We start from the raw sequence: 24,677 nt of genomic DNA, 5'->3' as shown, positions 1-24,677 counted from the left end.
CATGGCCGAGTACAAGAGTGACATTGAGATCGCGCGTGGCGCGAAGAAGCAGCCGATCCAGGCGATCGGGGAAAAGATCGGCATTCCCAACGAGCATCTGCTGCCCTACGGCCATGACAAGGCGAAGGTCTCGGCCGAGTTCATCAAGTCGGTGAAGGGTAACAAGGACGGCAAGCTGATCCTGGTCACCGCCATCAACCCGACACCGGCCGGCGAAGGCAAGACCACCACCACCGTCGGTCTCGGTGATGGCCTCAACCGCATCGGCAAGAAGGCGGTGGTGTGCATCCGCGAGGCATCGCTTGGACCCAATTTCGGCGTCAAGGGTGGTGCCGCCGGCGGCGGGTATGCCCAGGTCGTGCCGATGGAAGACATGAACCTGCACTTCACCGGCGACTTCCACGCCATCACCACCGCCCACAACCTTCTGTCGGCCCTGATCGACAACCACATCTACTGGGGCAATGAACTCGGCATCGACATCCGCCGCGTCGCCTGGCGCCGTGTCATGGACATGAACGACCGGGCGCTGCGCCAGATCAACGTCTCGCTGGGCGGCGTCGCCAACGGCTTCCCGCGCGAGGCTGGCTTCGACATCACCGTCGCCTCCGAGGTGATGGCGATCCTGTGCCTGGCCACCGACCTGAAGGATCTGGAAAAGCGCCTCGGCGACATCATCGTGGCCTATCGCCGCGACAAGAGCCCGGTCTATGCCCGCGACCTGAAGGCCGACGGCGCCATGGCGGTGCTGCTCAAGGATGCCATCCAGCCCAACCTGGTGCAGACGCTGGAGAACAACCCTGCCTTCGTGCATGGCGGTCCCTTCGCCAACATCGCACATGGCTGCAACTCGGTGGTCGCCACCACCACGGCCTTGAAGCTGGCCGACTATGTGGTGACCGAAGCCGGTTTCGGCGCCGATCTCGGTGCCGAGAAGTTCTTCGACATCAAGTGCCGCAAGGCGGGCCTGAAGCCGGCCGCTGCCGTCATCGTCGCCACCGTGCGCGCCATGAAGATGAATGGCGGGGTCAAGAAGGACGACCTTGGCCAGGAGAACATCGAGGCGGTGAAGAAGGGCTGCGCCAATCTCGGCCGCCACATCGAGAACGTGAAGCAGTTCGGCGTGCCGGCGGTGGTTGCCATCAACCACTTCGTCTCCGACACCGACGCCGAGATCAAGGCGATGAAGGACTTCGTGGCAGCGCAAGGTGCCGAAGCGATCCTGTGCAAGCACTGGGCACAAGGTTCGGCCGGCATCGAGGAGCTTGCCCACAAGGTGGTGAAGATCGCAGAGAGCGGTGCCTCGCAGTTCTCGCCGCTTTATCCCGACGAGATGCCGCTGTTCGAGAAGATCAACACCATCGTCAAGCGCATCTATCGCGGCGACGAGGCGATTGCCGACAAGTCGATCCGCGACCAGCTGCACCAGTGGGAACAGGCCGGCTACGGCCACCTGCCGGTGTGCATGGCCAAGACGCAATATTCCTTCTCGACCGATCCGAACCTGCGTGGTGCGCCCACCGGCCACACGGTTCCGGTGCGCGAGGTACGCCTTGCCGCCGGTGCCGGCTTCGTCGTCATCATCTGCGGCGAGGTCATGACCATGCCCGGCCTGCCCTCCAAGCCATCGTCGGAGAAGATCTTCCTCAACGATCAGGGCCAGATCGAAGGGTTGTTCTAAAGGGAACGGCAGTGGGGCAGTAAGGGAACAAGGCAGTAGCTGCCCAACCTTACTGCCCTACTCCCCCAATGCCTTACTGCCCTACTCCCCCAATGCCTTACTGCCCTATTCCCCACTGCCTCAGAAAATACTGCCCGTCGGCACACCAAGCGCCATGGCTCCGGCATAACGTGCCTGCGGTCCGGCCTGAAGCGGGTGGAACCGTGCGGCCTGCATGTCGCGGAAGCGGCGCTCGAGCCCCCGGTCGCGATAGAAAGACACTCCGCCAGCGAGTTCCATGGCCAACGCAGTGACTTCAAGGCCATGGCTTGCCACCAGCGAGCGCCCGATCATCACGTCGTTGACGCTTTCCGCCGAAGGCGCATTCCGTTCCGCAGCTTCGACCATGGTGCGATGCGCCATCTGAGCGGCACGCAGAGCCGTATCCATCCGGCCTGCAAGGTTCAGCGCATTCTCGCCTGTGGGCTTCTTGCGGGCGATGTCGACAGCTATGTCCCGCGCGCTTTCTGCGATACCGAGATAGACCGCGTAGATCAGCGGAATGGCAACGGTGGCAATGATCTGGAACACCGGATGCCAATGCCCGGCAGTACGCGAAAAGCCCACGGCGGCATCGGGAATGAAAAGCCCGTCGATGACCACATCGTTCGAACCGGTGCCACGCATGCCGAGCGTGCGCCAGTTGTCCATGATCCGCACTTCCGGCGCCCGCATCGGCACCCCGAAATGGATAACCTTGTCGCCCCTTTCCTCATCGCAGAGTATCGCGCCGGTCATGAGCAGGTCCCCAGCGGCGGCGCCGGAAGTGAAGACCTTGCGAGCGGTAATGCGGTAGCCGCCTTCAACTTTCTCGGCTTTGCCGGAACCACCGATCCAGTCGGACCCGCCGCTAGAAAGAAGGATGATCTTTTCTGTCGCGACGCGCCTGAGCAGCGGCTCGACGGCTGCAACATTCTGGTGACGCCAGCGCCATGCGGGGATCGCCACCTGGTGCGTGTGCATGGCGAAGGCAAGCGCGGTTGATCCACAAGACCGTGCCATGATGCGCAGCATCTCGCACAGATCCGCAATTCCTGCTCCACCGCCGCCAAGTTCGAGCGGCACGGCGGCTTCGACAAGGCCAAATTCCTTCAGAACCACATAGTTGTCGGCGACGAAACGGTCGTCCTCGTCGAATTGAGCGGCTCGCTCGACAAGAATGGACGCCAGCTCACGGGCTACGCCCACCACATCGGTCGGCGCCGTATTACCACCCGCGTCACTCAAGCGAGCTTCTGCAATGTTTGTCATCGTATCTCCTCCTGTTGAACACAGGATCGCGCCATTGCTCGGATTGATCCAGTTCAGGAACTGAATCGCTACGGGAGGCTTACGCCTTGAGGTGTAGGGGCGGCCACCAGGGGGCGTAGGTGCGGGCCACTGGTGTTTGTGCTATCATTTGCCGGCCACCTAATAGCGGTGCGACCCAATAGCGGTGCGAAATGAGCGATCGCGGCGGCTACGGTCAATTCTGTCCGGTTTCGATGGCGTCGGAGATTCTCTGTACGCGCTGGACAACCTTGATCGTCCGCGAAATGCTCATGGGATCGAGCCGCTTCAACGACTTGCGGCGCGGCGTGCCAAGAATGTCTCCGGCGCTTCTGTCGAAGCGGTTGAAGGAACTCGAACGTGCTGGCGTATTGCAAACCGAACGCCGGGCACTGGGCACCGTCGAATACCGCCTGACAGAAGCAGGCGAGCATTTGCGCCCCATCATTCTAGGCCTCGGGGAATGGGGGCATCGCTGGGTGGAAAGCCAGCTAACCCTTAGAAATCTCGACCCTTCGCTCCTGATGTGGGACATGCGCCGGAACTTGAAGCCGGAACCCCTGCCGCCACGGCGCTGCACGATTCACTTTCTGTATCCGGAAGTCTCGAAAGCACGGCAGAACTGGTGGTTGGTGGTCGATAGCGGCAAGGTGGACCTGTGCAACTCCGACCCGGGCTTCGAGATCGACCTGCTGGTCACCGGCTCGCTGCGCAGCATGACGGCAGTCTGGATGGGACTGGCACGGCTTAGCCAGGAGATCGATTCCGGGCGGCTGGAAGTCGATGGCGATGACCGCATCGCCCGTGCGATGCAGGCTTGGCTTGGCTTGAGCAGCTTCGCGCCGATCGAGCGAAAGGTGCCCTGAAAAGGGCTTCCTCCGGAAGAACTTGGCTGCTTCTCCCCGGCTGGCGGGGAGAAGCTTCTTTACAGGGTTGATCAAGCGGCGATCAGTTCGCGGGCCTTGAGGATTTCCACACAGGCGTTAGCCGCCTCTCTGCCTTTGACCTTGAAATGCTCGAAGAAGAAGCGGTGATGCTCGGCGCCGTCATGGAAATTGTGCGGCGTCAGCACCGCCGAGAGCACCGGCACACCGGTCGCAAGCTGCACATTCATCATGCCGTCCAGCACCGCCTGCGCCACGAATTCGTGGCGGTAGATGCCGCCGTTCACGACGAAAGCGACACCGAGGATCGCCGCATGACGGCCAGTCTCGGCAAGCGTCTTGGCGTGCAGCGGGATCTCGTAGGCGCCCGGCACATCGAAGACGTCGACAACAAGGCCACCTCCGCTCAGCGCCTCGACCTCCTTGACGAAGCTTTCGACGCATTGGTCGACGATGTCGGCATGCCAACGTGCTCGGATGACGGCGACACGACGGGTTTCGAACTGTTTCTGGGATTGCTGATTCATGGGTCCTTCTTTCCGTTTCGAACCAGAATCAGGACGCACGACACGGAAAAGCGGAAGCTTGCGCCACCGTTCGCCCGCTCGTTCTCTTCCATCCGGACTGTAACCGTCGGCTCCGGAATCGCACCGGATCTGCTGACCTTTCCGGCAAGCCGGAAAGCGCTCGCGGGCTTGAGCCTAGGCTCTTACCGCCGGTGGGGACTTTCACCCCGCCCTGAGAACATTAACGGCGCTAGTAACGCGGCGGGGGGATCGCCTGTCAACCCGCAGGAACAATGGTTTCAGCCAACTGGCCGAGCGGGATTGCCGACGACGGTGGCACCGAAAGGCACATCGCGGGTCACCACGGAGCCGGCACCGACAATGGCATTGTCGCCAATCGTCACGCCGCCAAGGATGATGGCACCGCCACCGATCCAGACATTTTCGCCGATTGTGACCGGATGCCCGATTTCCAGACCGGCACGACGCTCGGCAGCACCCTTGTGATGTTCCGGGCAATAGATCTGCACATTCGGACCGAGCATGGCAGATCTGCCGATGCGCACAGGCGCGGTGTCGAGAATGGTGCAGGAGGCGTTCAGAAAGACGCCGTCGTCGAGAAAGATGTTGAAGCCATAGGCACAGTGGAACGGCGCTTCGATGCGCGCCCCCTCGCCTGCCCGCCCCAAAAGCGCGTGTAGCGCAGGTGCAATGTCACCACGCCGGCGAGGCGGCAGTGAATTGTGCTCGAAGACCGCCTCGCTTGCCGTGAGACGCAATGCATCGAGTTCCGGATCGACACAACTGTACCATTCACCGGCGGCCATCTTCTGCCGTTCGCTTTTCGTCATGTCGTGTCTCCGGAACGCTTGCCGTCGATCGGGATTCGTACCGATGTCAACTCGTCGCCTAAAGAGCGGTCATGGTCAAATGCCTGTCATATGATAGGTTGCTGATAATGGCTGCTGTCGGTCACTTGGGGGGTGGAATGCTCTACGTGCTTGCACTGTTGATCGGTGTTGTTGCGGGGCTAAGGACGATGATGGCGCCCACCGCCGTGGCTTGGGCCGCCTACCTGGGCTGGTTGCCGGTAACCGGCACATGGGCGAGCTTCATGGGGCATTGGATAACCGTCGGCATCGTTTCAGTCCTCGCCCTGGCTGAACTGGTCGCCGACCAGCTTCCGTCCACGCCAAGCCGCAAGGTGCCTCAGCAGTTCGGCGCGAGACTGGTCAGCGGGGCCCTGGCCGGCGCCGTCATCGGCACAACTGGCGGCGCAATGGTCGGCGGACTGATCGCCGGCATTGTCGGCGCGGTCATCGGCACCTATGGCGGGGCCGAGCTACGGGCCAGGATGGCGGCCGCTTTCGGGCGGGACCTTCCCGCAGCTCTGGTCGAGGATGTGGTTGCAATCGTTGGAGCGCTTCTGATCGTGATGGCAGTCTCATGACGGACCGAGCTAAGAAATTCGATGCAATCGTCATCGGCTGTGGCCAGGCGGGCCCCTCGCTTGCGGGCCGCCTGAGCGCCGCCGGCATGACGGTCGCGCTGATCGAGCGCAAGCTGGTTGGCGGCACCTGCGTCAACACCGGCTGCATGCCGACAAAGGCCATGGTCGCCAGCGCTTATGCCGCGCACCTCGCTCGCCATGCCGCCGACTACGGCGTGACGCTTTCCGGACCGGTCGGGGTCGACATGAAGGTGATCAAAGCACGCAAGGACAAGGTTTCCAACGACGCACGCAAAGGTCTGGAGGATTGGATCGCCTCCATGCCCGGCTGCACGCTGTTTCGCGGCCATGCCCGTTTCGAGGATGAGCACACCGTGCGCGTCGGTGAGGAATTGCTCACCGCCGATAGGATTTTCCTCAACGTCGGCGGCCGCGCCTCTGTGCCGAACCTGCCCGGCATTCACGACATCTCCTTTCTCACCAATTCTTCGATGATGGACCTCGATGTCCTCCCCGAACATCTGATCGTCGTCGGCGGCAGCTACATCTCGCTGGAATTCGCACAGATGTTCCGCCGTTTCGGCTCAGAGGTCACCGTCATTGAAAGGGCTCCTCGCCTGATCGGGCGCGAGGACGAGGATGTTTCCGCCACCATCCTGTCGATGTTCGAGAAGGAAGGGATCACGGTCCATCTCGGCGCCGAAGACATCTCCTTTGCCAGGCAGGGCGACCGAACCACCGTCACTTTCACAAACGGTAAGCCTCCGGTGGTCGGCTCGCATGTGCTGCTGGCGCTTGGCCGCGCTCCCAACACCGACGACCTCGGCCTCGACAAGGCTGGCGTGGCCATCGACAAGCGCGGCTTTGTCGAGGTGGACGATCAGTTGCACACGAGCGTGCCGCACATCTGGGCGATGGGCGACTGCAACGGCAAGGGCGCCTTCACGCATACCTCGTACAACGACTTCGAGATCGTCGCCGCCAACCTGCTCGACGGCGATCCACGCAAGGTCAGCGACCGCATCGAAGCCTATGCGCTCTATACCGATCCGCCACTCGGCCGTGCCGGAATGACGGAAGCTGCGGTGCGGAAATCCGGTCGCCGTGCCCTGGTTGGCCAGCGGCCCATGACGAGGGTCGGACGCGCCGTGGAAAAGGGCGAGACGCAAGGGTTCATGAAAATCCTGGTCGACGCCGACAGCGGCGAGATTCTTGGCTGTTCGGTACTGGGTCCCGGCGGCGACGAGGCGGTGCATTGTGTGCTCGACCTGATGTACGCCAAGGCGCCGGTGAAGACGCTGCAGCGCGCAGTGCACATCCATCCCAATGTCGCCGAACTGCTGCCAACGATTGCGCAGGAACTAAAGCCGCTGGTCTGATCTCTGGCGACGTGGCCGTCCCCGGTGCTCGCAGCCGCCGCTGCGCTCATCTTCCAGAGTGCTGGACCACTCGACACGCGCCCGCAGGCGCGGCAAGAACGGTGATCATTAGAGCATTCCCGTTTTTCCACGAAACGCGAAAACGCTCTAACTTTTTGTTTTTACGCAATTCCGGATGCAAAACCGCTACGCACTTTTGCTGGAATTGCTCCAGACGGAGAAGACCATGGAAAAGACGATCGAGCGGCTAGCCGGCGACAGCGAGGGTGTCGCCTATGAATTTCCGGTCTATCGTTTCAAGGGAAGCGACGCCAAGGCGCCGACCGCCTATCTGCAGGCGGCGCTGCATGCCGGCGAGCTGCCCGGCATGGTTGCCATCGACGCGCTGATGCCGCTGCTGGCCAAAGCCGAAGCCGAAGGGCGCATCAAAGGCTCGATCACCGTCGTGCCGTGGGCCAATCCGGTCGGTCGCGCGCAATATGTCTTTGGCGAACTGGAAGGCCGGTTCCATCTGCCGAACCGTGTCAACTTCAACCGCGACTTTCCTCTGATCGATGAGCCGGATGTCTCGCTGCTGCCGGATGAAGACAGCCTGCCGACGGTCGACCAGCGTCTGAAGGCACGGTTGCTCAAGCTGTCGGTCGGCCACGACATCGTGCTCGATCTGCATTGCGACGACGAGAGCACTGCCTATCTCTACGTGCCTGCGGTGCTGTGGCCTGCCATGCAGGATTGTGCCGCCGCAATGGGAGTGGAAGCGGTGCTGCTGTGGGAAGGTGAAAGCGGCGCGGCTTTCGAGGAAGCCTCGCTGCAACCACATCTGTCCGGCGGCAGGGAAAGGCTCGACAACCTTGTCGTCACCACCGTCGAATATCGCGGCACCGCAGATGTCGATGGGAAAACGGCTGAAGCCGATGCTGCTGGTCTCTACCGGTTGCTGGTCGCGCGCGGCGTCATTGCCGATACCGCAGTGGCAGAGCCCGGCCGCTTCGAGGGTGTCGTCGCTCCACTCGAGAACATCGACATGATGCCCGCCCCCAAGGCCGGCGCCGTGCTTTATGACGTGAAGCCTGGCGACTGGGTCAAGAAAGGCGCAAGGCTTGCCACCATCGTCCATATGCCAGGCGAGCCCGGCGGCCGTGAGGAGATCTTCGCACCACAGGACGGCTATATCCTGACCCGCCGTTCCCATCGCATCACGCGAAAGGGGGACGACCTCGTCAAGCTGGTGGGCAGCAAGCGCAGCGACGACGCACGTTTTGGTACGCTTGAGGACTGAATCGAGATTGCGGGCTCAGGCCAGGTAGTGCTGTGGCTTGAACTCGGTCATGTCGTTGAAAGTGCAGAATGCCGGCACCTCGAGTTCAAGGACCTCGACTTCCGTCACAAGGCGCTGCGTCAGCTCAGCCAAAGCCGGCAGGTAAGCGGCTTCAGCATCTGCCGGCAGCCACGCTTTCAGATAGGCAAGCGTGACGTGGAAGGTATAGCTGTCGTGATCGGGATGGCTGTAGCCGAAAGGCACGGTAAGCCGATCACGCAGCGCACGGATGCTCTGTTCATCCGCGAGCGTGGCGCCCGTTACCACCACGCCCAGCGGCGTGACCTCGACAGGCCGCATGCGGAATTCCGACGCCTTGGGGAATGTCTTCAGGCGCTCCAGAAAGAAGGTCGTGGTTTCATCGATCGGCGCCTCGGATGCAAGCTCCTGCGGCCAGTAAGCAGGCTTGCGCCGTCCTTCGATCGTACCTTGGAAGACTGTCATATGCAGGCTGGAAACCGGCGTGTAGGCGAAACGATCGCCGTAAGGCAGCGCCTTTAGCGCCTCCCGCACCCGCACCAATGCCTGCTGCGTTGCCGATCCGTCCACAACATGACTGACGATGGTGTTGCCCGGCTGCGGCAGGAATATGCCATCCGCGTCGAACCGACGATTGAGATAGTGCGGAGGCTCGCTCCTGCCGATCTCGGTGAAGGTCTTGGCAAAGGCGTCGTTTCGTTCGTAGGCCACGGCTGCTCCAGGAAAGGATGATGCAGCAGCTCTGTAGGTTTCCGGCTTGAAGGCTGTGTGACAACTGCCGCCGGCGGCACGCTATTCGGCAGGAGAAATCGATGCCGCTCGTCCAGGAAAACGCCATCCCAAACGCACACCCAGCGTCGCGGCCGCAATCATGATCATGCCGGTCGCCTGCGGCAACGCAATCGGATGGTGGTAGATCGCCCAGTCGATCAGGATGGCAACCACGGGATAGATGAAGGTCAGCACCCCGATGACCGGAGTGGAAAGCCGCGGATAGGCTGAGAACATCATCACATAGGCAATGCCCGTGTGCAGCACGCCGATACCGATCAACCAGCCCCAGGATGCGGCTGCGATGTTCTCCGAGAAGTTCGCCAGCGGCGCCAGCATGAGCACTCCCACCACGGTCTGGCACAACACCGTCACTTCCGGACGCTGTTCACCGAGCCCTTTGGCGAGAACCGTCACGATCGCATAAAGCAGCGCGCCGCCGAGCGCCATGAGAATGCCGATCGTCCAGCTCGCGGTGATCACCGTGTTCGACGCGACAAGACCGCTCGCCAGCACGACACCGACAAAAGCCAGGACCATCCAGACGATCTGGTCGGCGCTGACCCGTTCCTTGAGGAACACGACACCGATCAGGACCACGAAGAATGGCTGGATATGATAGATGATCGTCATCACCGCGATCGATGTCCGGGCAAAGCCCGCGAAGAAGACCACCCAGCTCGACACCATGCACACGCCGCAGAGTGCCGCGCGCAGCAGCCGCGTTCTGGAAAGGCGAGGATCAGGCAGATAGCCGCGCAGCAGGCACCAGGCGCCGAGAAACAGGGTGGCGAAAAAGCAGCGCCAGAACACGGTGGTGATGGGATCGACCCCCGCTTCCGTGACGAAGGCACCGACTGTGCCGGCGATCATCATCGCAACCGCCAGGCTCAGGGCAGGAAATCGGCTGGTCGGCGTGTCGTTCATTCGGGTCGGTCCGTGTCGGTGTGGACGATCACCAAGCCACCGCCCTTTCTTTCATGCAAACGAATAGATTTGGTGAAAGCTATTCGATATGCTGATAAGACTATGGCCCTGCCCCTTGACCTCGATCTGTTGAAGACTTTCGTCGCGATCGCCGATAGCGGGAGCTTTTCCAACGCCGCCCCTCGTGTTGGGCGCAGCCAGTCCGCTGTCAGCATGCAGATGCAGCGGCTCGAGCAGACGATCGGAAAGCAGCTCCTTATCCGCACTCCGCGCGCGGTGACGCCGAACGCCGCAGGCGAAGAGTTCCTGGTCTATGCCCGGCGGCTGCTGAAACTCTCGGATGAAGCCTTGGCCAGCGTCACCCGCCCTGAGGAAGCCGGCAGCGTCCGGCTTGGAGTCCCGGACGACTATGCCGCCTATCTGCTGCCGCCGGTGCTGTCGCGCTTCTCGGCCGCACATCCGCTGGTGACGGTGGAGCTTGTCTGCGAGCAGTCGACCGCATTGGTGAAGACGCTGGAGGAAGGCCGTCTGGATCTCGCGATCATCACCCGTCTGCCGGACCAGGCATTGGAAGTGCTGCGGCTGGAGCGTTGCGTATGGGTTGCCTCCCCAAATCACGTCGCCTGGGAAAAAGACCCCTTGCCGGTCGCCCTGTTCGAACCCGGCTGCGCGGCCAGGATCAACATGCTGCAGATTTTGGCCAACGCCGACCGTGCCTTCCATTGCACCTATTCCAGCGCCAGCCTGCTCGGCCTCATAGCGGTCGTACAGGCCGGACTGGCCGTTGCCGGACTGGCTCAGCTCAGCGTTCCACCGTCGCTACGCGTCATCGGCGAAAACGAGGGGCTGCCGCCGCTTCCCGATCTGGAGATCGGCATCATGCGCAATCCGATGTCGGCGACACCGGCGGTCGAGCGGCTGAACGAATTTCTCCGCCGCGACCTGACGGAGAAACCTCAGCCAGGTTGAGCCCTCGCCCGCGCCGTCCCTGCCGCCTCGTCTGGTCCGCGATCAGGGTACCGCAAAGGAAGATGTTGCCGGCACACCACATGGCAAAACAATCTGCTTTGCGGCGCCCGCAGGCCACACCGTGGTCATGTTGAGGTGAAGAAGAAAACGCGGCTTTCAGCCCCACATTCCATACCCAAAAAGGCAACAAACCAGAAATGACTATCCTCTCGATGCTTCGGCGGTGCTTGCCGGGCATTGCGGTTCTGCCGCTCATGATCGCCGCCGGTTGCTCACAGACAATCCAGGCCAACACAAAAAACACGGCTGTCTTTCCACCGACACCAGCCGTTGCGGCAGCCGCGGCACCCGCGACGGTCGAGCCGGTGGCCTATCAAAGCAAGGACGCGGAGCGGTATGCGGCCGTCGACGACGGCGGCTATAGCCTGCCGGCCATCGACGTCAGCAAAGTCGATCCGAAATTCCTGCGCCAGCTTGTCGATGATCCGACGGGGGAACCCGCCGGGTCCATCGTTGTCGATACGCGGCAGAACTTCCTCTACCTGGTGCAGCCGAACGGCAAGGCCATGCGCTATGGCGTGGGCCTCGGGAAGCAAGGGCACGCCTGGAAAGGTCGCGCGATCGTACAGTGGAAGCGCAAATGGCCAACCTGGACGCCGCCGGCAGCCATGATCCGCCGCGATCAAAAGCTGGAAAAATGGCGGCAAGGCATGCAGCCCGGCGTGTCAAACCCGTTGGGTGCGAGGGCGCTGTACATTTTCAAGGACGGCAAGGACACGCTCTACCGAATTCACGGGTCGCCACAATGGCGTTCCATCGGCAAGTCAGCCTCCGCCGGTTGCGTACGCATGTTCAATCAGGACGTGATCGACCTTTATGGTCGTGTTTCCGGAAAGGCCCCGCTGCTGGTCATGTGAGCCTTGACCGCTCGCCCATCAGGCTTCCCGGCTGTGGTCGGAGTCGTTTCTCGAACGGATCGACTCGCGGACCGGAGCCGTCAAGCCGGATGTTGCAGCATGCTGAGCCCGCCATCCACGACCAGGCACGCAGCGTTCATGAACGGACATTCGTCGGAAATCATGAAAACGGCTGCTTTGGCGATTTCGCTCGACGTCGCAATGCGTCCTCCGGGATGCATGGCGAGCGTCTTTGCCTGGGCCGCTTCCGGATCCGGAAACGAATTCCAGTACTCCACCGCCTTTTGTGTCTCGACGTAACCTGGCGCCAGCGCATTTACGCGCACGGACTGGGCCGCGTATTCGAGTGCCAGCGCCTTGGTCATACCGAGCAGCGCGTGCTTGGCGAGGGGATAAGGGAAAGTGTGCGGGATGATGGTGAACGCGTGGGTGGAGGCTATGTTGAGAATGGCACCTCCGCCGTTGGCGATCATGCCAGGCAAGATTGCCCGACAGCAGTTCCATGCCCCTTTGAGGTTGATGTCGAAACAGCGTTCCCACTCGTCGTCACTGGTTTCGAGCGGCGCATGAAAGACGTTGACGCCTGCGTTGTTGATGAGCGCGTTGACGGGACCGATGGTCCTGGCAGCTTCAGCCACGGCGGCTTCGATCGCGCGGGCATCGGTAATATCGACGGCAGCAGAGCCGAGTGCACCTTGCGGTGCCTCAAGGGTTCCGACGGTATGGGCCAGCAGATCGCCGTCGCGGTCGATGAGGAAGACCCCCGCACCCTCCTCGAGGCATGCCCTGGTGATCGCCTCGCCTATGCCCTGCGCTGCCCCGGTGATGAAAATGCGTTTGCCTGCGAGCCGCTCACCCATTCTGTTCACCCACCTTTGATCGTGAAAGCGGACTGGCCGTGCGCAATTCAGGTTCACTTGCTTTCCGGACAACCGTCTCCATGGTCATGGTCTACCGACGGCCGAGCGTGGTCGACCGCAGATTGTCGAGCAGTACGGCGATCAGCAGGATCACGCCACGGACGATGTATTGATAGAAGGCCGGAATGTTGAGCAGGTTCATGACGTTTTCAGCGATGCCCATGATGAGCACGCCGACGATCACACCCGACATCGTAGCGCGGCCACCGGCCAGTGAGACGCCACCCAGAACGCATGCCGAGATCACCGAAAGTTCCAATCCGACCGCCGCATTGGGCTGACCCGACGTGATGCGGGAAGCCAGCAATATGCCGGCCACCGCGCAGGTGAGTCCCTGGAGGGTGAAGATCCAGATACGCGTCATGTCGACATTGACGCCGGCAAGCCGTGACGCTTCGGGATTGCCGCCCACGGCCAGCGTATTCTTTCCGAAAACGGTACGATTGAGCACGAACCCAAACGCGACGAACAACAAGATCAATACCCAGATCGGTGTCGGCACGCCCAGAAGTTTCGACAGGGCCAGCTGATAGAAATTGGGATCGTTGATGCCGACCGCACGCCCGTCGGATGCGATAAGTGCCAGGCCGCGCACGATCTGCATGGTCGCCAGCGTGGTGATCAGCGCGTTGATGCGGAACTTGGCGATGACCACGCCGTTGATGGCGCCGACGAATGCGCCACAGGCCAGGGCGGCCAGAAGTCCCAGCAGGATGGACCCCGTCGCATTCGAGGCCATGACCGCGACCATGCCGGCGAATGCCACGTTGGAGCCGACCGACAAGTCGAAATCCCGTGCCGCAAGACAGAACATCATGGTGCAGGCAACGATACCGACCGTAACCACCGATTGCAGCAGCCCCAGCATGTTGCGCTCGGTCAGGAAGTTCGGAACGAGCAGTGAAACCAGCACGAATGCAAGCACGAAGATGACCACAAGGCCCTGTTCGCCGAGGAGGATCTTCTTGAGCGACGTTTGCATGAACAAGCTCCTCAGGATGCGATTGCCGCCGGCACGCTCTTGTCCGGCAAGGCGGCGGCCAGGATTTCGCGTTCGTTGAAACGGTCGCGCGTCAATTCAGCTCTTATGCGTCCTTCGCACATGACGTGGATGCGGTCGCAGATACCCATGACCTCGGGCAATTCGCTGGAGATGACGACGATCGCCATGCCTTCTTCGGCAAGCTGGTACAGGATTTCATAGATCTCGGACTTTGCCCCGACGTCGATGCCGCGGGTTGGTTCGTCGACGATCAGCGTGCCGATGCCCTGCTCGGAAAGCCAGCGTGCCAGAATGACCTTCTGCTGGTTGCCGCCGGACAGATTGACGACATCCTGCCTGCGCGAGGGCGTGCGGATCTTGAGCTTGCGGATGAAGGTTTCCGCCGTGTCCGCTTCGCGCTTCCTGTCGAGCAGCCCCAGCCGCGCATTGTGACGCCGTGAGGAGATGTTGATGTTTTCCTCGACCGAACGGCCCTGGATGATGCCGTCATACTTGCGGTCCTCCGAACACAGCACGACGCCCGAGCGTATGGCGTGATGTGGATCGGAGGCCAGAACGGGCTTGTCGTCGACATGGACCGCACCGGCCCAGCGCGGATCGGCGCCGAATACCAGCCGCATCAACTCCGATCGACCCGCGCCGATCAAGCCGAAGAAACCCAGAACCTCACCGGCACGCGCTTCGAAATTTGCAGGCTGCTGCAATTTTTCGCCGGCGACGCCTTCCACTTTCAGGCGTACTTTGCCGACCGGTCGGCCTCTCCAGCCCCAGACATTGGAGATCTCGCGCCCGACCATTTCGGCGACGACCTGATCGCGTGTCACACCCGCCAGATGCGGGTGGTGGGCCGCCAGCTTGCCGTCGCGCAGCACCGTCAGACTGTCGCAAAGGCGGAAAACCTCATCCATGCGGTGGGAGATGTAGAGGATGACCTTGCCCTCGGCGCGCAGGCGATCGATCAGCGAAAAGAGGATCTCGCTCTCGCGGGACGAAAGCGAGGATGTCGGCTCGTCCAGGGCGATCACCCGCGCGTCCAGCATCACGGCTTTGGCGATTTCCACCATCTGGCGTTCGCCGATGGAAAGTGTCTTGATCTTGCGCCGGGGATCGATATCGATGCCCGCCGCCTTCAGTTTGTCGCCGACATCGGCAAACATCTGCCCGGACTGGATGATACCGCCACTGTTGGGGAAACGCCCCAGATACAGGTTCTCGGCGATCGTCAGCTCCGGGATAAGCTGCAGCTCCTGGTGGATCACGATGACGCCTGAGTGAAAGGCGTCGCGCGTGGAATGATAGTGCTGGGCGTGACCTTCGATCCTGACTTCGCCGGAATCCGCTGCCTGATCGCCGGACAGAATGCGGATCAGCGTCGACTTGCCGGCGCCGTTTTCTCCCATCAGGCCGTGCACTGCGCCCTTCTCGACGCCGAACGACACGCCCGAGAGCGCTTTGACGCCCGGATAGGATTTGGAGATTTCGGAAAATTCGAGAAACGACATCGGCTCCGCCCCAAGGCGGCGGCGGGCGAGAGCCCACCGCCATCAGGTTGATCTGCCCGAACCCTATTCGAGACCGAGGTCCTTGCGAACTTTCTGGTAGTCGTCACGCTTGGCAAGAGAGCCGGAGGTCAGGATCAGCTTTTCCGGTTCCTTGTCGTCGGCGACCCAGCTGTACATGTTGAGCGAGGTCTCGTAGCCATGCCGCTTGGGTGAGATGATGACGCTGCCGACGAAACCGGTCGGCTGCGGCTTCTTGAATTCGTTGATTGCCGAATCCGCACCACCGATGCCGACGCCGATCATGTTGGCCGCCGGAATGCCAACACTCTCCGAAGCGCGCACCGCGCCAAGAGCCGCCTCGTCGTTAAGGCCGAAGGCAACCCATTTCTTGATGTCCGGATGAGCGTTGAGCACGACGGTCGCGGCGTTCAGCGCGGCTTCCGTGTCGGTCTTGGCCTGTGGTGCGTCGAAGATGCTGGAAGTCTTGAAGCCGTTGTTCTTCAAAACCGAGATCGCTCCTTCGACCCGGTCCACCGCAGTCGGCAACTGGTCGTAGGAAACACGGATCGCACCAACCTCATCGGCATTCCAGCCGCGCGCCTTCATCTCGTCGACGATCGCCTGCCCTACAGCCTCGCCGATCTTGGTCGCCGAAATGCCCATGTGTGGCACGTCTTCCAGCGGCTTGCCGTCGGCGCCGACCAACCGGTCGTCGACCGTCATCAGCTTGAGATTGTTCGCTGCCGCCTTGGCAACGATGCCAGGTCCTAGCTTGACGTCGGGCGTGCAGACTACAAAGCCCTGGACGCCCTGCGCGCCCAGATTGTCGATCGCCGACATGAGCTTCTCGCCGTCTTCGGCCCCAATCTTCACAAGGGTGAAGCCTTTTTCCTTCGCAGCCTGGTCAGCGAACTTCCATTCGTCCTGGAACCAGGGCTCCTCCGGTTGCTTGACAACAAAACCGATCTTTACGTCCTCCGCATAGGCGGACGTACCCATGACAATGGCGGTCACGGCAAATGCGCTGGCGACGAGCGCCTTCCTCAGAAATCGCATGGTTTCCTCCCGAACGCGACATGGGCTGCAAGCCCCGGACAGAGCAATATTTTAAATTATCATACCAGTCAATTGTCTTGGTATGATAATTAAGATAACAGAATACGACTTGGGAAGATTGCGGTAGCCGTTGTCGCCATTAGTCTCGGCCGGGGAATCACGGGATCGCCCGCGAGGGAGGAACACATGGCTGATACGCCGCAGCGATTGCAGGAGAAGGAACGAAAGGTGCAGCGCCCTCGTGTCATGACGGACATCACGCGGGCGATCGCATCCGACATCGTTTCGGGCCGCTACAGGCCGGGCACCTTCCTGCCGACCGAAAACGACCTGGGCGCCGAGCATGGCGTCAGCAGAACGGCGATACGCGAAGCTTTGAAAGTGTTGGCCGCAAAAGGACTGGTCTCAAGCCGTCCCCGCGTGGGGACGATCGTCTGCGACGAGGACAACTGGAACATCATCGACTCCCAGGTGCTTGGCTGGCACGCGCCGCATGCTTTGGACGACAAGCTCTTCGATGCCATCCTCGAGACCCGGCGCGCGATCGAACCGCTGGTGGCGGAACTTGCCGCGGCGCGCGCGACGTTGCGTGAAGTGGCCGATCTGGAAATGGCATGGGAGGGAATGGCTGACGCAGGCGAGGACATCGTCAAGTTCTCGCGATCGGACATCGCCTTTCACCAGATCCTCTATCGGGCGAGCCACAATCCCATCTTCAGGCAGATCGGCGGTATGATCGACACGGCACTCAAGTTCTCACTGGAAGCGACGGCCATGATCTCGCTCGATCGCCGCGCCGAGGCCGTGGAAGCCCACCGCGAGGTTGTCGAGGCGCTGCGGCTGCGCGATGGCGATGCGGCGAGGAAGGCAGCTGACCACATTCTCGATCTCGCAGCCCGCGACCTGGTGAGCGCCAAGCAAGTCAAGAACAGCTGACCGGACCGACAAGATGAAGATCACCGCCCTCACCACCTATATCGTGCCGCCCCGCTGGCTGTTCCTGAAGATCGAAACCGACGAAGGTATCTGCGGTTGGGGCGAGCCCGTCGTGGAAGGACGCGCTCTTACCGTCGAAGCGGCGGTGAAGGAGCTGGCGGACTATCTGGTCGGCAAGGATCCGCGACTGATCGAGGACCACTGGTCCGTGATGCATCGCGGCGGCTTCTATCGTGGCGGCCCCATCTTGATGAGCGCCATCGCCGGCATTGATCAGGCGCTCTGGGACATCAAAGGCAGGGCGCTCGGCGTGCCGGTGCATGAGCTTCTTGGCGGACGCTGCCGCGACAGCATCAAGGTCTATTCCTGGATCGGCGGTGACCGCCCCTCGGAAGTCGCGGATGGTGCCAGGCAGGTGGTTTCCCGCGGATTCACCGCGCTCAAGATGAACGGCACGGAGGAATTGCAGATCGTCGACAGCCATGACCGCATCGATGCCGCGGTCGAGCGCGTAGCTGCGGTGCGCGAAGCCGTCGGGCCGCATATCGGCATTGCTGTCGATTTCCACGGCCGCGTGCATCGGCCGATGGCGAAGGCGCTCGTCAGGGAACTGGAACCCTATCGGCTGATGTTCATCGAAGAACCGGTGTTGAGCGAGAACCGCGAGGCCCTGAAGGAAATCGCCGCCATGTCGTCCGCCCCGATCGCGCTGGGCGAGCGTCTCTACAGCCGCTGGGATTTCAAGCACGTGTTCGAGGAAGGCGCCGTCGACATCATCCAGCCGGACCTCTCACATGCGGGCGGCATCACCGAATGCCGCAAGATCGCCGCCATGGCCGAGGCTTACGATATTGCGGTGGCTCCGCATTGTCCGCTTGGACCGATCGCGCTGGCCGCCTGCCTGCAACTCGACGCGGTGAGCTACAACTGCTTCATCCAGGAACAGAGCCTCGGCATCCACTACAATACGGGCAACGACCTGCTCGACTACGCGAAGAACAAGGACGTCTTCCGCTACGAGAAGGGTTTCGTCGCCATTCCCGACGGCCCTGGGCTGGGTGTCGAAATCGATGAGGACTATGTCAAGGAACGCGCCCGGGAAGGTCATCGCTGGCGCAATCCTATCTGGCGCCATGCCGATGGATCCTTCGCCGAGTGGTGACAGGCACGGCACGTCTGGACAGTTAGCGCAACGCTTCGTGGATCAGGCCTGCGGCCTTGTGGGCGATCGCCATGGCCGGCGCATTGGTGTTGCCGCTGACGATCGTCGGCATCACCGAGCAGTCGATCACATGCAAGCCCTCCAGCCCATGGACTGTCATGGATTTCGGGTCGACTACCGCCAACGGATCATTTGCCAATCCCATCCGGCAGGTCCCGACCGGATGATAGTTTGTCTTGACCATTCGTTTGGCGTGGGCCAGCAAAAGCTGATCTTCCACAGCTGCGTCACCTGGTACGATCTCGCCTTCGAGCAGGCCGGCCAGCGGCTGCTGGCGCGCGAAGGAGCGCGCCGTCTTCAGCCCCTTGACGATCGTTTCCATGTCATGCGGATCGCGCAGGAAACCGCCGTCGATGAGCGGCATGTCGTCTGGTTCGTTTGAATGCAGCATGACCGTGCCGCGCGAACGCGGGCGCAGCAGGCAACAGGTCATGGTCAGGCCATCGCAAGCTTCGACGTCGGAGATATCGCGATCCACATAGACGGTCGGAACGCAATAGATCTTGAGCGTTGCATCCGCCTCGGAATCGTCGGGATTGACGAAGGCGCAGGCTTCGACACCGATCGATGTGACAGGGCCCGATCCGAACAGCAGATATTGCAGCCCGTTGCGGATCATGCGCCAGCCACGATCCTCGCCAAAATAGCCGTAGCGGCCATTGCTCCTGAAGATGACTGGCACCTCGCAATGATCCTGCAGGTTGCGTCCGACACCTGGCAGATCGCAGATCGGAGCGATCTCAAGCGATCGCAGATGATCGGCATCGCCGATCCCCGACAGCATCAACAGCTTGGGAGTGATGTAGGTACCGGCGGCAAGGATGACGCTGCCGGCATGGACACGTTCGACCTGGCCGTTGTGGCGGAACTCGACGCCCCTGGCTCTGCCCGCTTCGACCAGAACCCGGTCGACCTTGGTCCGTGTACGCAGTTCCAGCCCGGGGTTCCGCTGAACCCGCGACAGGAAAGCATCCGCGGCGCTGCAACGTCGTCGGTCTCGTCCGATCGTCGATTGCATGTAACCGACGCCGCGCTGCCGGCCACCGTTGAAATCGGGAATGAAGGCCTCACCTGCATTCTGTACGGCAGCCACGAAAGCGTCGGTCATCGCGCAGCGGTGGAACGGTGCTGACACGCTGAGCCGACCGGCATTGCCATGAGAAGGCGCACCGAGATGGTCGTTGTTTTCAAGGATTTTGAAGTGATCGAGCACATCCGCCCACGACCAGTCGTGCCCGGTGCCCAGCATGCCGGCCCAGTTGTCATAGTCGGCCGCCTGCCCACGCATGTAGACCATGGCATTCACCGAAGACCCTCCGCCAAGAACCCTGGCCTGCGGCACGATCGTGCTTCTTCCATCCAGCTGCGGCTGCGGCACCATGTGATGCATGTCGAGATAGGTGTCGCGCCCCAGATATTTCATGTAGCCGGCAGGCATGTGCATGAGTGGGCTCATGCCCCGCGCTCCCGCCTCCAGAAGCAGGACGCTGGCACCGAATTCCTCCACAAGGCGCCACGCTGCCACGCAGCCGGAACTACCACCGCCGACGATGATGTAGTCGTAATGCTTCATGGTTTGGCTCAGGCTGGACGCAGCCGCTTTTCGTTTGCCGTGTCGAAGAAAAAGATGCGGCTGCGGTCGAGTTTGAGGAAGACCGTCTCGCCGATACCCACCTTCCGGTTGGCGTCAGCCACCGCGCAGAAGAGATCGTCGCCGGCCTTGATCGAAACCAGGGTACTTTGACCGACGAACTCGGTGGCAAAGACCGTGGCGACGATGTCGGCGCCTTCCCGGCTTACGAGAAGCGCGACATCATCCGGGCGAATGCCCATCGTGACATTTCCACCAACCGATGCCGGCAGCCCGGCTATTTCAAACCCGACCCCTCGGAATGTCCCGTCCGACATCGTCCCGCGCAGCAGGTTCATCGGCGGCGAACCGATGAACGCGGCGACGAACAATTCCGAAGGGTCGTTGTAGATCTTTTCAGGCGTATCGAGCTGGACGATGCGGCCGCCATGCATGACGGCGACGCGTGTCGCGAGCGTCATCGCCTCGATCTGATCGTGCGTGACGTAGATCGTGGTCGTCCTCATCTCGTGATGAAGGTGCTTGAGTTCCGCGCGCATCGAAACACGCAGCTTGGCGTCGAGGTTGGATAGCGGCTCGTCAAGCATGAACAGGCGCGGGGTGCGCACGATGGCCCTGGCCAATGCGGCACGCTGACGTTGCCCTCCCGATAGGGCACGTGGCTTGCGCTCGAGCAGCTCTTCGAGATGGACCCGGCTGGCGGCGGATCTGACCCGCTCGCGACGCTCATCGACCCGGACTTTGCGCAGCCGCAGCGGATAGCCGATATTGTCGGCCACGCTCATATGCGGGTAGAGCCCATAGTTCTGGAACACCATGGCAATGTCGCGCTCACGGGCCAGTTTGCCCACGACCGACTGGCCTCCTATGCGAATATCGCCTGACGTCGCATCCTCAAGGCCCGCGATCATGCGCATGGTTGTGGTCTTTCCACAGCCGGAGGGACCAAGCAACACCAGGAACTCCTCGTCTTTCACGTGAAGATCGAGATTGCGGATGACCTCCACCGCGCCCCAGCTTTTTCCCACATTGGACAGTTCGACGTCGACCAAATGTCCTCTCCCTTATTCCGTCTTGACCATTAATAACTCCGATAATATGAGTATTCAAGATGTTGAGTTGATCTTGTTGCCCGGCATGGTGCCGGTTCCGTTGGGAGGATGTGATGAACAAGATGAAAATGCCGACGGGAGGGTTGCACCTTACGGTGGACCGCCGCTCGTTCCTGCGTGCGACTTCGATATTGGCCGCGGGCGGTGCGATTACTCTCCGCTCGGGACTTCCGGTCCATGCGCAGGAAAACAGCGCCGAGCTGCTCAAACTCTACGCCGACGCAAAGGTCGACTGGCAAAAAAACAAAGGTCAAACGATCGTGCTCGGCGGGTTGGAACACCCCTGGATGAATGCAGTCGTGCCGCTGATCCCGCTCTTCACGCAATTGACCGGCATCGAGGTGAAAGTCGACAAACAGTCCGAAACGGAGTTTTCAGCCTCCATGCCGGTGAAGCTGGGAGGCGGCAGCGCCACACCGGACGTCTTCATGATCTGGGCACTTGGCCAGGCGATCTCAGCCAAATGGCTGCAGCCCCTCGACGCATTCCGCAACGATGCCTCCCTCTTTGATGCTGCATGGTACGACGAGCCCGATATCTTCTCGTCCGCCCGCAGCTTCGAAAAATGGAGTGACGGCGCGTCCTATGGGCTCGCCATCACCGCCGAGGCGCAGACCCTCTTCATGAACAAATCCATGCTGGATGCGAAGGGCCTTTCCGCCCCTGCCTCGATGGACGATCTGCTCAAACTCGCCGTCGCGCTAAAAAGTGAAGAGGTCGCCGGCATCGCCATGCGGGCAAAACCGACGGGCGACGCTGCGCCCTGGACGCTGGCAGGCTTCGTTTTCTCTTATGGCGGTGCCTATGTGACAAAGGACGGCAAGTCCGGCCTCGCGATGCCGGAATCGATCGCCGGGCTCGACATGTATGGCAAACTGCTTCGCGAGGCAGGACCGGTCGGCATCGCCAGCTACCATTGGATGGAATGTCTGAACGACTTCATGCAGGGAGCCGTGGCGATAGGCTGCGATTCCTCGAACTTCGCCACCGACATCGAGGACAAGTCGAAAAGCACCGTCGCTGGAAACACGCTGTTCGGCGTCCTGCCGGCGTCCGAGGGCAAACCTGCCAAGCCCAACATGTGGCACTGGATGGCCGGCATCAACGCGAAGTCCGCCAACAAGGATGCTGCCTGGCTCTTCCTGATGTGGGCAACATCCAAGCCCACCTCCACCCTGGCCGCCGCAGTTGGCCTCGCGACGCCGCGCGGCTCCGCCTGGCAGACATCGGCCTTTCGTGACCGCTTCGGTGCTCAAGCCGCAGATGCCGCATTGAAGAACCTGCAGGCTGCCGATGGCGATCTGTTCAAGGCCGCATGGTTCCATCCGAAGGCTCCGGAAATCCTCGATGCGGTCGGCATCGCCGTCAACGAAGTCGTGACCGGCAGCAAGGATGCGACCAAGGCCTTTGGCGATGCCGACGGCAAGGTTCGCCAGGCTTTGGAAATGTGAGGCCAGGAACTTGCGCGAGAAATCAGTCGATAAGGGTTGCGCCTGTGACGTGGCGCAACTTCCAAAACAGGCGGTGATCTAGAAATGGACGCGCGGACGCGTTTCATCATTCTCATGCTGACACCGGCGACAGTGCTGTTGCTCGGCCTCACCATCTTCCCCTTCATCGCGTCCGTCGCGATGAGCCTCAGCAACTATTCGATGGTGACGCCTGACTCCCTGGCCTTTGCCGGGCTGCAGAACTACTTCAAGCTCCTGCAAGCAGAAGAGTTCTGGACCGCATTGCGCGCGACGGCGTTGTTCACCGTGCTTGCAGTCGCAATCCAGCTCGCGCTCGGCGTGGCAATTGCCACATTTCTGCATCACGAGACCCGAGCCGTTCCGCTTCTGCGGGCCATCTATCTCCTTCCCATGGCGATCACGCCGGTCGCTGCCGTCTTCACCTTCCGCATGATGCTCAACCCCTCGCTAGGCGTGTTCAACTACCTGCTGAAGCTGGTGGGCCTGCCACCACAGGATTGGCTCGGCACCCCGGCAATGGCCATGACATCATTGCTGATCGTCGACACCTGGCAGTGGGCACCCTTCATCCTGCTCATCGCGGCAGGTGGACTCGCAGCGATGGACGAAGAGCCGCTGCAGGCCGCCAGGATGGATGGCGCGACCGAAGCCCAGGTTTTCTTCCATCATACCCTGCCCGCGCTTCTCCCTTATCTTGGCGTCGCCATCGTCTTTCGGGCCATTGATGCCTTCAAGACCTTCGACATCATCTTCGTGTTGACGGGCGGCGGGCCGGGTGTCGCGACCAGAACGTTGAATCTCCTGGCCTACAAACATGGCATAGAGTTCCTCTCGATGGGTTATGCCGCCGCCATCGCGATCGTCATGCTGGCCATAACCATCATCGCCGCACAGGTCTTCCTCCGCCGCATGCGCATGTTCGTGCCGAGGGCGGCGTTATGAGAGCGCTGCGTTCCTTGACACCTTTTGCGCGCCGCCTCGCCTTATCGGCCTTTGCCCTCTGGTGCATGTTCCCCATCTACTGGCTGGCCATGATGTCGCTGAAGACGCAAGTCGACGCGATGGCGCGACGGCCCAAATTCCTGTTCGCTCCGATCCTCGACAACTACCTCACGGTTCTTTCCGATCCTGCGATCTGGACCTATTTCGCCAACAGCGCCATCGTGGCGCTCGCCTCGACAGCGCTTGCCTTGCTGATTGGCCTTCCAGCCGCCTATGTGCTGGCACGATACCGCTTTCGCGCCAATGCCGACTATGGTTTCTGGATTCTGACCACCCGCATGACGCCGCCGGTCGCGGTGCTGATCCCGTTCTTCGTGATGTATGTGAAGACGGGGCTCATCGGCACTCATGCCGGCCTCATCGTCGCTCATGTGGCGATCAACCTTTCCATTGTCGTCTGGCTAATGAAGGGTTTCTTCGAGGATCTGCCAGGCGAACTGGAGGAGGCTGCGGCCATCGACGGCGCGACCTACTTCCAGGCCTTTGCCCATATCTGCCTTCCCGTCGTTCTGCCTGGAATTGCGGCCGTGGCGATCCTGGCATTCCTGTTCTCCTGGAACGAGTTCCTGTTTGCACTGGTTCTCGGCGGCAACGATGTGCGGACCGTACCTCTCGGTCTTTATGCCTTCGTCGGCTACCAGCAGGTCCGTTGGGGCGAGCTGTCCGCCGCTTCGATCGTCTTGCTGGTCCCCGTTCTGCTGTTCGTTCTCATTTTCCAGAAGCAGCTGATCCGCGGCCTGACCATGGGGGCCGTCAAGTGAGGTGGGTGCAG

23 protein-coding genes and 1 riboswitch are annotated in these 24,677 nt (G+C 61.4%); of the genes, 12 read left to right on the top strand and 11 right to left on the bottom strand.

Going from position 1 to position 24,677, the window contains the following annotated elements:
• Position 1 precedes the first annotated feature (1 nt).
• Positions 2-1,681: a formate--tetrahydrofolate ligase gene (locus AO692_RS19500; protein WP_054308532.1), complete on the top strand. Its 1,680-nt coding sequence runs from the start codon at positions 2-4 to the stop codon at positions 1,679-1,681.
• A 120-nt stretch (positions 1,682-1,801) separates the two neighbouring features.
• Here AO692_RS19500 and AO692_RS19495 read toward each other — a convergent pair whose 3' ends face one another.
• Positions 1,802-2,971: an acyl-CoA dehydrogenase family protein gene (locus AO692_RS19495; protein ID WP_054311711.1), complete on the bottom strand. Its 1,170-nt coding sequence runs from the start codon at positions 2,969-2,971 to the stop codon at positions 1,802-1,804.
• Between the two features lie 191 nt (positions 2,972-3,162).
• Between AO692_RS19495 and AO692_RS19490 the strand changes: the two genes are divergently transcribed.
• Positions 3,163-3,855 (top strand): winged helix-turn-helix transcriptional regulator, encoded by a 693-nt coding sequence (locus AO692_RS19490; RefSeq protein WP_054311710.1) that lies wholly within the window; start codon positions 3,163-3,165, stop codon positions 3,853-3,855.
• A 71-nt stretch (positions 3,856-3,926) separates the two neighbouring features.
• Here the strand turns inward: AO692_RS19490 and AO692_RS19485 are convergent, their stop codons facing one another.
• Positions 3,927-4,400, bottom strand: a complete 474-nt coding sequence (locus tag AO692_RS19485) for a 6,7-dimethyl-8-ribityllumazine synthase (RefSeq protein WP_054311709.1) — start codon at positions 4,398-4,400, stop codon at positions 3,927-3,929.
• 76 nt (positions 4,401-4,476) lie between these two features.
• A riboswitch (FMN riboswitch) is annotated at positions 4,477-4,623 on the bottom strand.
• 55 nt (positions 4,624-4,678) lie between these two features.
• A complete protein-coding gene (locus tag AO692_RS19480; protein ID WP_054311708.1) occupies positions 4,679-5,230 on the bottom strand; it encodes a sugar O-acetyltransferase in 552 nt (183 codons plus the stop codon).
• Positions 5,231-5,367: 137 nt separating this feature from the next.
• Here AO692_RS19480 and AO692_RS19475 point away from each other — a divergent pair, with 137 nt between their 5' ends.
• From AO692_RS19475 to AO692_RS19465, 3 genes are all read left to right on the top strand, one after another.
• Positions 5,368-5,829, top strand: coding sequence for a hypothetical protein (locus AO692_RS19475; RefSeq protein WP_054311707.1), 462 nt, complete (start codon positions 5,368-5,370; stop codon positions 5,827-5,829).
• On the top strand, positions 5,826-7,208 hold the full coding sequence (locus AO692_RS19470; protein WP_054311706.1) for an FAD-containing oxidoreductase: 1,383 nt from the start codon (positions 5,826-5,828) through the stop codon (positions 7,206-7,208). Before AO692_RS19475 ends, AO692_RS19470 begins: the two co-directional genes overlap by 4 nt.
• A 226-nt stretch (positions 7,209-7,434) precedes the next feature.
• Entirely contained in the window at positions 7,435-8,487 is a 1,053-nt protein-coding gene (locus tag AO692_RS19465; RefSeq protein WP_054311720.1) for a succinylglutamate desuccinylase/aspartoacylase family protein, read from the top strand.
• 15 nt (positions 8,488-8,502) lie between these two features.
• Here AO692_RS19465 and AO692_RS19460 read toward each other — a convergent pair whose 3' ends face one another.
• Both AO692_RS19460 and AO692_RS19455 read right to left on the bottom strand, forming a co-directional pair.
• Positions 8,503-9,216: a DUF1868 domain-containing protein gene (locus AO692_RS19460; RefSeq protein ID WP_054311705.1), complete on the bottom strand. Its 714-nt coding sequence runs from the start codon at positions 9,214-9,216 to the stop codon at positions 8,503-8,505.
• Between the two features lie 81 nt (positions 9,217-9,297).
• A complete protein-coding gene (locus tag AO692_RS19455) occupies positions 9,298-10,203 on the bottom strand; it encodes a DMT family transporter (protein ID WP_054311704.1) in 906 nt (301 codons plus the stop codon).
• Between the two features lie 102 nt (positions 10,204-10,305).
• On the opposite strand from AO692_RS19455, the gene AO692_RS19450 reads away from it, so the two are divergent.
• Positions 10,306-11,172 (top strand): LysR substrate-binding domain-containing protein, encoded by an 867-nt coding sequence (locus AO692_RS19450; protein ID WP_054311703.1) that lies wholly within the window; start codon positions 10,306-10,308, stop codon positions 11,170-11,172.
• Between the two features lie 212 nt (positions 11,173-11,384).
• Complete coding sequence (locus tag AO692_RS19445; protein WP_054311719.1) at positions 11,385-12,089, top strand: L,D-transpeptidase; 705 nt, start codon at positions 11,385-11,387, stop codon at positions 12,087-12,089.
• A gap of 80 nt (positions 12,090-12,169) precedes the next feature.
• On the opposite strand, the gene AO692_RS19440 is transcribed toward AO692_RS19445, so the two are convergent.
• From AO692_RS19440 to AO692_RS19425, 4 genes are all read right to left on the bottom strand, one after another.
• The gene (locus tag AO692_RS19440; protein ID WP_054311702.1) at positions 12,170-12,949 is read right to left on the bottom strand and encodes an SDR family oxidoreductase; all 780 of its coding nucleotides are present in this window, start codon (positions 12,947-12,949) and stop codon (positions 12,170-12,172) included.
• Positions 12,950-13,040: 91 nt separating this feature from the next.
• Entirely contained in the window at positions 13,041-13,991 is a 951-nt protein-coding gene (gene araH / locus AO692_RS19435; protein WP_054311701.1) for an L-arabinose ABC transporter permease AraH, read from the bottom strand.
• Positions 13,992-14,002: 11 nt separating this feature from the next.
• Positions 14,003-15,514, bottom strand: a complete 1,512-nt coding sequence (araG, locus tag AO692_RS19430; protein WP_054311700.1) for an L-arabinose ABC transporter ATP-binding protein AraG — start codon at positions 15,512-15,514, stop codon at positions 14,003-14,005.
• Positions 15,515-15,577: 63 nt separating this feature from the next.
• Positions 15,578-16,570, bottom strand: a complete 993-nt coding sequence (locus tag AO692_RS19425; RefSeq protein ID WP_054311699.1) for an arabinose ABC transporter substrate-binding protein — start codon at positions 16,568-16,570, stop codon at positions 15,578-15,580.
• 186 nt (positions 16,571-16,756) lie between these two features.
• Between AO692_RS19425 and AO692_RS19420 the strand changes: the two genes are divergently transcribed.
• Both AO692_RS19420 and dgoD read left to right on the top strand, forming a co-directional pair.
• Complete coding sequence (locus tag AO692_RS19420; protein WP_054311698.1) at positions 16,757-17,506, top strand: FadR/GntR family transcriptional regulator; 750 nt, start codon at positions 16,757-16,759, stop codon at positions 17,504-17,506.
• Between the two features lie 13 nt (positions 17,507-17,519).
• Positions 17,520-18,668 carry a galactonate dehydratase gene (gene dgoD, locus AO692_RS19415; protein WP_054311697.1) on the top strand — a complete coding sequence of 383 codons (1,149 nt, stop codon included), beginning with the start codon at positions 17,520-17,522 and terminating at the stop codon, positions 18,666-18,668.
• 22 nt (positions 18,669-18,690) lie between these two features.
• Here the strand turns inward: dgoD and AO692_RS19410 are convergent, their stop codons facing one another.
• Entirely contained in the window at positions 18,691-20,301 is a 1,611-nt protein-coding gene (locus AO692_RS19410) for a GMC family oxidoreductase N-terminal domain-containing protein (RefSeq protein ID WP_054311696.1), read from the bottom strand.
• 8 nt (positions 20,302-20,309) lie between these two features.
• Positions 20,310-21,371, bottom strand: coding sequence for an ABC transporter ATP-binding protein (locus AO692_RS19405; RefSeq protein ID WP_054311695.1), 1,062 nt, complete (start codon positions 21,369-21,371; stop codon positions 20,310-20,312).
• Between the two features lie 113 nt (positions 21,372-21,484).
• On the opposite strand from AO692_RS19405, the gene AO692_RS19400 reads away from it, so the two are divergent.
• From AO692_RS19400 to AO692_RS19390, 3 genes are all read left to right on the top strand, one after another.
• Positions 21,485-22,882: an extracellular solute-binding protein gene (locus AO692_RS19400; RefSeq protein WP_152979891.1), complete on the top strand. Its 1,398-nt coding sequence runs from the start codon at positions 21,485-21,487 to the stop codon at positions 22,880-22,882.
• Positions 22,883-22,966: 84 nt separating this feature from the next.
• On the top strand, positions 22,967-23,845 hold the full coding sequence (locus AO692_RS19395; protein ID WP_054311694.1) for a sugar ABC transporter permease: 879 nt from the start codon (positions 22,967-22,969) through the stop codon (positions 23,843-23,845).
• 14 nt (positions 23,846-23,859) lie between these two features.
• Positions 23,860-24,666 (top strand): carbohydrate ABC transporter permease, encoded by an 807-nt coding sequence (locus AO692_RS19390; protein ID WP_244483418.1) that lies wholly within the window; start codon positions 23,860-23,862, stop codon positions 24,664-24,666.
• Positions 24,667-24,677 lie beyond the last annotated feature (11 nt).

The organism is Mesorhizobium sp. 1M-11 (genome assembly GCF_001303895.1).
Classification (GTDB): Bacteria; Pseudomonadota; Alphaproteobacteria; order Rhizobiales; family Rhizobiaceae; genus Mesorhizobium.
Note: the sequence above shows the minus strand (reverse complement) of the source record. Positions and strands in the feature narration are given on the sequence as shown.